This is a genomic window from Bacillus sp. AFS040349, assembly GCF_002577655.1.
Classification (GTDB): Bacteria; Bacillota; Bacilli; order Bacillales; family Bacillaceae; genus Metabacillus.
The window spans coordinates 1-7,172 of record NZ_NUMC01000187.1; the positions used below are offsets into that span (position 1 = coordinate 1).

General features: G+C 34.8%; 8 protein-coding genes. 4 read left to right on the forward strand and 4 right to left on the reverse strand.

Annotated features, from left to right (window positions below; translation table 11 throughout):
* On the forward strand, positions 1-462 hold a 462-nt coding region (locus COD11_RS25840; RefSeq protein WP_141549759.1), incomplete at its 5' end, for a Tn3 family transposase.
* Between the two features lie 241 nt (positions 463-703).
* Positions 704-859, forward strand: coding sequence for a hypothetical protein (locus tag COD11_RS27200; protein ID WP_176551255.1), 156 nt, complete (start codon positions 704-706; stop codon positions 857-859).
* 402 nt (positions 860-1,261) lie between these two features.
* On the opposite strand, the gene COD11_RS25845 is transcribed toward COD11_RS27200, so the two are convergent.
* The 4 genes from COD11_RS25845 to COD11_RS25860 all read right to left on the reverse strand — a co-directional run bounded on the left by COD11_RS25845 (position 1,262) and on the right by COD11_RS25860 (position 5,637).
* Positions 1,262-1,978: a hypothetical protein gene (locus COD11_RS25845; RefSeq protein WP_255301715.1), complete on the reverse strand. Its 717-nt coding sequence runs from the start codon at positions 1,976-1,978 to the stop codon at positions 1,262-1,264.
* 115 nt (positions 1,979-2,093) lie between these two features.
* Entirely contained in the window at positions 2,094-2,462 is a 369-nt protein-coding gene (locus COD11_RS25850; RefSeq protein WP_176551256.1) for a tetratricopeptide repeat protein, read from the reverse strand.
* 810 nt (positions 2,463-3,272) lie between these two features.
* The gene (locus COD11_RS25855) at positions 3,273-4,289 is read right to left on the reverse strand and encodes an LLM class flavin-dependent oxidoreductase (protein ID WP_098799753.1); all 1,017 of its coding nucleotides are present in this window, start codon (positions 4,287-4,289) and stop codon (positions 3,273-3,275) included.
* 4 nt (positions 4,290-4,293) lie between these two features.
* Complete coding sequence (locus COD11_RS25860) at positions 4,294-5,637, reverse strand: NtaA/DmoA family FMN-dependent monooxygenase (protein ID WP_218012766.1); 1,344 nt, start codon at positions 5,635-5,637, stop codon at positions 4,294-4,296.
* A 197-nt stretch (positions 5,638-5,834) separates the two neighbouring features.
* Here COD11_RS25860 and COD11_RS25865 point away from each other — a divergent pair, with 197 nt between their 5' ends.
* Both COD11_RS25865 and COD11_RS28095 read left to right on the forward strand, forming a co-directional pair.
* A complete protein-coding gene (locus COD11_RS25865; RefSeq protein ID WP_098799754.1) occupies positions 5,835-6,158 on the forward strand; it encodes a winged helix-turn-helix transcriptional regulator in 324 nt (107 codons plus the stop codon).
* Between the two features lies 1 nt (position 6,159).
* The gene (locus tag COD11_RS28095; protein WP_098799755.1) at positions 6,160-6,321 is read left to right on the forward strand and encodes an NAD(P)H-dependent oxidoreductase; all 162 of its coding nucleotides are present in this window, start codon (positions 6,160-6,162) and stop codon (positions 6,319-6,321) included.
* The last annotated feature ends 851 nt before the right edge of the window (positions 6,322-7,172 follow it).

Genomic DNA, 7,172 nt, shown 5'->3' on the forward strand with positions numbered 1-7,172 from the left:
CTTATTATGGGGAAATTAGGTTCTTATTCAAGACAAAACAGCCTAGCTACAGCCTTACGTGAGATGGGCCGAATAGAAAAAACGATCTTTATTCTTAATTATATTTCAGATGAATCTTTAAGAAGAAAAATACAAAGAGGATTGAATAAAGGAGAATCTATGAATGGACTGGCACGAGCTATTTTCTTCGGAAAGCAAGGAGAGCTTAGGGAACGAACCATACAGCATCAATTACAAAGAGCCAGTGCCTTAAACATAATCATCAATGCCATCAGTATCTGGAATACTTTACATCTAACAAAAGCAGTTGAATATCAAAAACGGTCAGATAGTTTAAATGAAGAATTATTGCACCATATGTCACCTCTAGGTTGGGAACATATTAATTTATTAGGAGAATACCATTTTAATTCCGATAAAATAGTTTCGTTAGATTCTTTAAGACCATTGAAACTTTCTTAACGTTGTTAAAAATAGAGAATTCGTCAGGAAAATAGGCTTATCGTTGTAAATCCGCATTTTCCTGACGCTACCCCTTATAGGGTGGAAAGTTGATACTTATCAATGTGTTTCACAGGTGGACACCTTTCCTAATGATCGTTGGAGATTCGACTATACATTAGTGTATTATGATGATAAAGGAAGGTACCAGAGCTCTCAAAGCGGTTATTATTATACTCCGCCATATTAAAGGAGTGAGAATATGGAAATAAGTTTTGATCCACAATGGATTATTATGCTTATAATAGTTATAATAATACTTTTTCGAATTAATATTTTAAAAGCAAGACTCAAAGAAAAAAATGAAGAAATAATGAAACTAAAAGAAGCTTTAAACTATTTCCAGAATAAAAAGTAATAGAAGAGAGGTCGATTCAAAAGCTAGTTTAATAACGATCTTTTGAATCGGTTTTTCATCTATTCCTCCACTGTTTTTAAAGGAAGCTACTAATACGGAAGAGTTTTAACCAAACATTTTTAGTGTAATGGTTCTTCATAATTACTTAACCCCATTTCTTTAGATAGTAGATAACAACACAGATAAGTTCTTCTAAATTTTGAGTTCGGTATTGTCACTAACAATAAGACCTTCATACTCCCCGTTAATACCCCAAATCAATATATAATATTCTCCATACAGTGTTTTATCACCTGTTTCTTCCTATTCTTAACTGCTACACTACAATAAAGGAACGTCAAACAGCAATCCTTTTTCTACCATAGCGCTTTTATTGTTGAATAACATTATTATCATCACTAACTAGTCATAATAATATGAGTTAGTCCATCCATATTCTTTACCATTATCTGCACACCATTTAAGAAAACCTTTTTTACCCTCATTTTTAAAAGCAATCCAATCGCTTAACAGATTTTTGTAGTAGTTTACACTTTCAGCTACATGCTTTCTACTATCAAGATTTGTGATTTCTTTAGAAAGGTTTTCGATTTTCAAAACAATGTCTTGATCCTCTGAAATATCGCCAAGGTAGGCATCCTCAGAAATGTGGTGAAAAGAAAAATTAAGGAAATTAAGATAATAGTTAATGATTGCCATTAATACTTTTTGTTCACTCTTTCCACCAATTCTTAGTGCCGTTTCAAGGTACTTTAAATGGTTTTCTGTTTTTAAGAATAAACCGTACCATCTATATGGTTGAGGGTCTATTGGATTTTCATACAACCACTCATCAAGAATTGGTTTTAGTATGTTTTCCTCAAGTGGATGTACTAGTACATCCTGTATATCCACTGATTCCTCAAACAATTTAAAAAGCCAGTGAGCAAATTCCTTTTTCTGTTTAGGCTGCCAGGCCTCTGCCTCATTAATAAAAAGGTTAAGCGATCTAAAGGCATCTTTCCTAAGTCCCTTTTCTTTAAAAAGGCAAAAATCTTTAAAATGCGGATAAATATCCAAAGTTTTATCTTGGATTAAATTCGTTAGTAAATCAATCAAATCAGCTACACCTTCTTTCATTGAGGAATTTTCAGCTTATTATGAATCAGCACCCTTAAATTTTCAAATTTGTTATATAGCTCATTTAAATCAACAATCTTCTTTTTCTATCTCAGGTAACCTGGATTCTCTATAGTTAGGTAATTTCATATCTTATCTGTTCGAGTAATTTTCTAGCTGGATTATAAGTTTTATTTCGTCTTAGGATCTTTTCAATAATATCAATTGCTAATTCTGATTTCCCTTCCAATATAAGTGATTCAGCGTATTGAATAGCTACCTTGTCTTGTTTAGGATTTTGAGTGTATGCCGTTTTAATATATGGCTTTGCCTCCAACTCTTTTCCTAATTTCAATAAACATTCATATATTCTTGCATATGTTCTTGAGTGTTCAGACAACTGATTGGATTTAATAAAACAATTTAGAGCATTTTGAAATTCATTTTTCTCGAATTCTAATAGACCTTTTTGATAGAGAAGATATGACTGTTCATGATTATCCAACATATTCAATCCTTTCATTGCTAAATCAACAAATTTCTTTTGCATAATAAATAAAAAAAGTAGCTATCCATTTACAACAACAGCGCTTTGATTGTTGAAGATCACATTAGTCTGTTGAATAGTATCGTTGTACTGTGCAGCAAAAGACCTTGTTTTTATTTGTTCTTCTAATACATTAGTTACACTATACTTCCCTTTAATAATGTATTTTGCAATCAAAACATGCTGTTTATGGCAGCTTTGAATGGAAAAAGAGCTTGAATATATAAGAAATGCATAAATTCTTGCATATTATGGGCTCTGAAATTTTATTCCTTGTTGTATTAAAGCTCTTCATATATACAGTATGATTTTTGACCGTATTCATCGTAACTAAAGAAACAAAAACAGCCCTTTTCTATCTTTGTTTACTCGTTATATTCTGTAAGTAAATATAGTTCTCAACGTAAACAAAGATAGGACTTTACTTGGAGAGGTGGGTATGATAGGCTAGTATGCCTTATGAAACACCTGCTTCAGCCTTTCAAGACAAATCGTACCCACAGAGGATCCAAGTCAAGTCCTTTAACACTCATTCTACATTTACATATAAACAATGATAAAAGGTGCATCATATCAATATTTCGCTGCTGATACTGTATATATGAACAATTTAGTTTAAGTACAATTCTTCACATGTTGTTGAGGTTCAAACGTTTTCGTATAGATTGTAAGACCCGAACTACAACCAACAGAATTACAAATGAAGACTTCGTATTAAATGTCATTGATTATTAGAGGCTAATTAATTACTGTTTTAGAAAGAACCTATTAATATTTTGATTTATTTAGCCCATAAAATTCAGCTAACTTCTCATATAGTTTTATACGCGTATCAAAACCTCTTTGAGTAGTTGTAATAATTAGTTCTTCCACATTTAACTCACTAGATAGGGCATCCAGCTTTTTTTTCAAATCATCCCATGTTCCAATCACTAACGTGGAAAGATAAGACTCGGACATTAATTGAAGCTGTGGTGGAATTGTTATACTTTCAACATTTGACAAATCTACGTTTCGTAAAGCGCCTGCGTTTTGTAGATGTTTTATCGACATTACTTTCTTTTGGACTGCTACTTCTTCAACTGTTTCACCACTAATTACAGATAGACCCAAAATAACTGGAGGAGCATCCAGCCCGTGATTTCTCCGATAAAGATTGCGATAAAGTGAAATAGCCTCTTTAGCGCCTGTTGGATTAAAATGATAGGCAAAAGAATAACTCAAAGCTTCTGCAGAGGCTAATTGAGCGCTGTATGAACTAGAACCCAAAAGCCATATTGGTGGCAGCGGTACTTCTTCAGGCATTGCAACTATTTCGCTAAATGGGTTTTCCTTTTTTATCTGTTGGTTTGCATCATATCCTACTAACTCATGGAGTAATGCTTGTAAGTCATCTGCATTATAGGGCTGCTTAGAGCGACGGAGCGCAAGTGCTGATAAACTAGATGATCCCGGAGCACGTCCTATACCTAAATCAATTCTTCCTGAATAAAACGCTTCCAGCAATTTGAAATTCTCTGCTACCTTTAAAGGTGAATGGTTAGGAAGCATTACCCCTCCCGAACCTACACGAATGCGATTTGTAACAGCTAATATTTGACCAATTAGCATTTCGGGAGAGGCACTTGCTACAGTTGATATATTATGATGCTCAGTAACCCAAAAACGCTCATAACCGAGTTTATCAGCTTGCTTTGCTAAATGTAGCGTATTTAATAAAGCTTCTTTCCCAGTAGTTCCATAATCAACTGGTGCCATATCTAAAATGGATAATCGTTTAATCATAACTTTACTCCTTTATATTGTTGTTACCGTTTAATCGACCGTATTGATAAGGCACTCCTAAATGTTCACGTAAGGTTGTCCCCTCATAATCTTTATGAAACAATCCACGCTTTTGTAAAACAGGAATAACTTTTTCTACAAATGCTGGCAATCCATCATGAGTTTGGTCTGCACAAATCGTAAAACCATCGCAAGCACCTGCTTCAAAAATTTCTTGCATTTCATCCGCAATTTGTTCTGGTGTTCCAAGAACAGTGTGGTGAAATTCGGTTACGCCATGTGCTAGTACATCATGAACAGTTAACCCTTTTTTAAATAGTTCAACAGCCCGCTTCGAATGCAGCTGGTAATGATCAGTCACTAAACGATTTTGTATTTCTTCCGGCAATGGCTGATGAAGGTTATTGTATGGAATTGATACACCAACTAATGACGATAAATAATACAATTTACCAAGTAGTTCATCAGACATTAAGGAAAGCATCTCTTTTCGACGATTCAGTGCGTCTTCATACGTATCGCCTACAGTAACGAACAACCCCATAAACATTTTTACTTCATTTGCATTTCGCCCAGCAGCTTGAGTTATCTGTTCAAGGTTTCTTCGATGTTCTCGACCTGTATCTATATCTGCTGCAACTGAATAAACTCCGGAAGCATACATACCAGCAAGCTCTAAACCCTCCTCTCCCCCTCCTGCTTGGAAAATAACAGGCTGTCCTTGTGGTGACGGTGGAATCGGTAATGGACCTCGCGAAGAAACATATTTACCTTGTAAATTAACGGGCTTGATTTGGGAACCATCTGCAAATATTCCTTTTTCCGTATCAAGTTTTAAGGCAGCTTCCCCCCAGCTTCCCCATAAGGACTGCACAATTTGGATAAATTCATGTGCACGTTCATATCTATTTTTACGATCAGCAATTCTTTCTCCATAGTTAGCAGCAGTCCGTGGATCGTTTGTGGTAACGGCATTCCAGCCGATACGACCTTTGCTTAAAACATCAAGCGCCTTTAATTGACGTGCAACAGTATATGGGTAATTGAATGTGGTTGATTGGGTAAGGACTACCCCGATTTTTTCAGTTTCTTGAATAATTTGGCTTGTAACAACGATTGGATCAAGCGTCGCAGAAGGTGCATGATTGGTTAAATCTTCACGTAAAGCAGGATGATCAGCTATAAAGACAAATTGAAACTTACCTTTTTCCGACCATTTCGCTACATTTACAAGGGAATCTGAATCCATAAAATGATATGGATTCGACCCTTTTGATCTCCAAGCACTACCCGAGGATCCATAACTTAAATTTTGTGAGGCTAGTAGCATCTTTTTGGATGATTTCAATCGTTATTCCTCCATTATCATTAAAATAATAAATTAAATGTTGGAATGATTATTCCAACTAATTATGTTATTATTAGCGTAATTAAATACTACAATTTTAACAAGTACTGTGTTTTTTAGTATATACTATCAAAAATCATTGTATTGTGTGTTTCCAAGCTTTACAGTTCATACTACATACATTTGGAGGGGAAGATATGAAGAAAACAATGAAGTATTCGCCTGATTGCGCACTATCCAAAGTACAAAAAGTGATTGGGGGAAAGTGGAAATTAATTCTCCTATGGTATATTTCCGAACAACCAAGAAGATTTGGAGAGATGCATCGAAGTTTCCCGGATATGACACAATCCATGTTAACAAAGCAACTCAGAGAGTTAGAAAATGATGGACTATTACATCGTGAAATTTATAAAGAGGTTCCACCTCGTGTAGAGTACTCTTTAACGGATCTGGGGCAGCAGTTTGTACCGATCCTTCAAAATATGTACGCTTGGGGAGAGCGCCATTTAGAAGAATAGCTTGTGTTCAGCTCCCGGTTTCTTAAAAGGCTATTTTGATAAAGTCTTTATTTCAGGATTTGCATACAATAAAGAAGGGGAAGGGCTGCTGAGAGATAAACGCGTTTTCTCTCTATTTACCTTTGGTGCACTCGACCCATATCTTGATTTAACTAATCAGTAAAAGGTACTTGAAATGCTTTGGGATAACATTTTCGGAATGGTAAGCTTTGTAGATGGTGCCTTGAAATATTTTACTCAAGTTCCTTCTACTACAGATGAAAGATGAAAAAAATATTTAGACGAAGCTGAGGAGTTCGTTAATCAGATTTTCGACACTAAATTAGGAGAAATTGGTTCAACTGGAAACCTCCGATTACTAACGAAATTGGCATCAGGAGGGTATCTGAACGGGAAAATTGATATTAAGTAAGCTCCCTAACTATTTTGCTGAATTAGTTTACTTCAAAAGTATTCTTGGTTAAACAGAAGAATCAGGTGATGAATGCTTTCACCTTTATTTGCAAATATCAGTAACAACTCAATAACAAAGGAGTTTGTGAAAAAAGTTCTATACCCGTTAAAACAGCCGACTAGTGACCGGCTGTTTTTTCATTTCATAAGATTTAAAGGCGAGAATCGCTTTCATGATATTATCTTTCCCCTGAAACTCTTTCGAGCGGATACAACAAGGTGGTGTGTAACAATCTATTACGTACAGTTTTTATGACAGGGCTTTCCACAATTAATATCTACGTACTTGCCTGTTCGTAAGTAGTATTAATTATAGTCATATTTTAAATCTTTATTAAACTAACCTGCTCGTTAGTACCTTAATTCGCATATATGAATATTGTATATTTATTCATAATCATTCAGAAATAATTCATACCTTATAGCAAATATTACACCAGCACCCAGAAGAGCTTGTTTCAGTACATTACTTTGCAAAATCACCAAAGCTATTATTGCGTAGTATCGGGTCTACTACGAAATAAGTGTTACTCCACAATATGGCCTTTATCTACAGTATAT

Bases quoted from the DNA above. Each gene is read 5' to 3' on its own strand.
- COD11_RS27200 (WP_176551255.1), top strand. From the start codon at position 704: ATGGAAATAAGTTTTGATCCACAATGGATTATTATGCTTATAATAGTT.
- COD11_RS25845 (WP_255301715.1), bottom strand. From the start codon at position 1,978: ATGAAAGAAGGTGTAGCTGATTTGATTGATTTACTAACGAATTTAATC.
- COD11_RS25855 (WP_098799753.1), bottom strand. From the start codon at position 4,289: ATGATTAAACGATTATCCATTTTAGATATGGCACCAGTTGATTATGGA.
- COD11_RS25865 (WP_098799754.1), top strand. From the start codon at position 5,835: ATGAAGAAAACAATGAAGTATTCGCCTGATTGCGCACTATCCAAAGTA.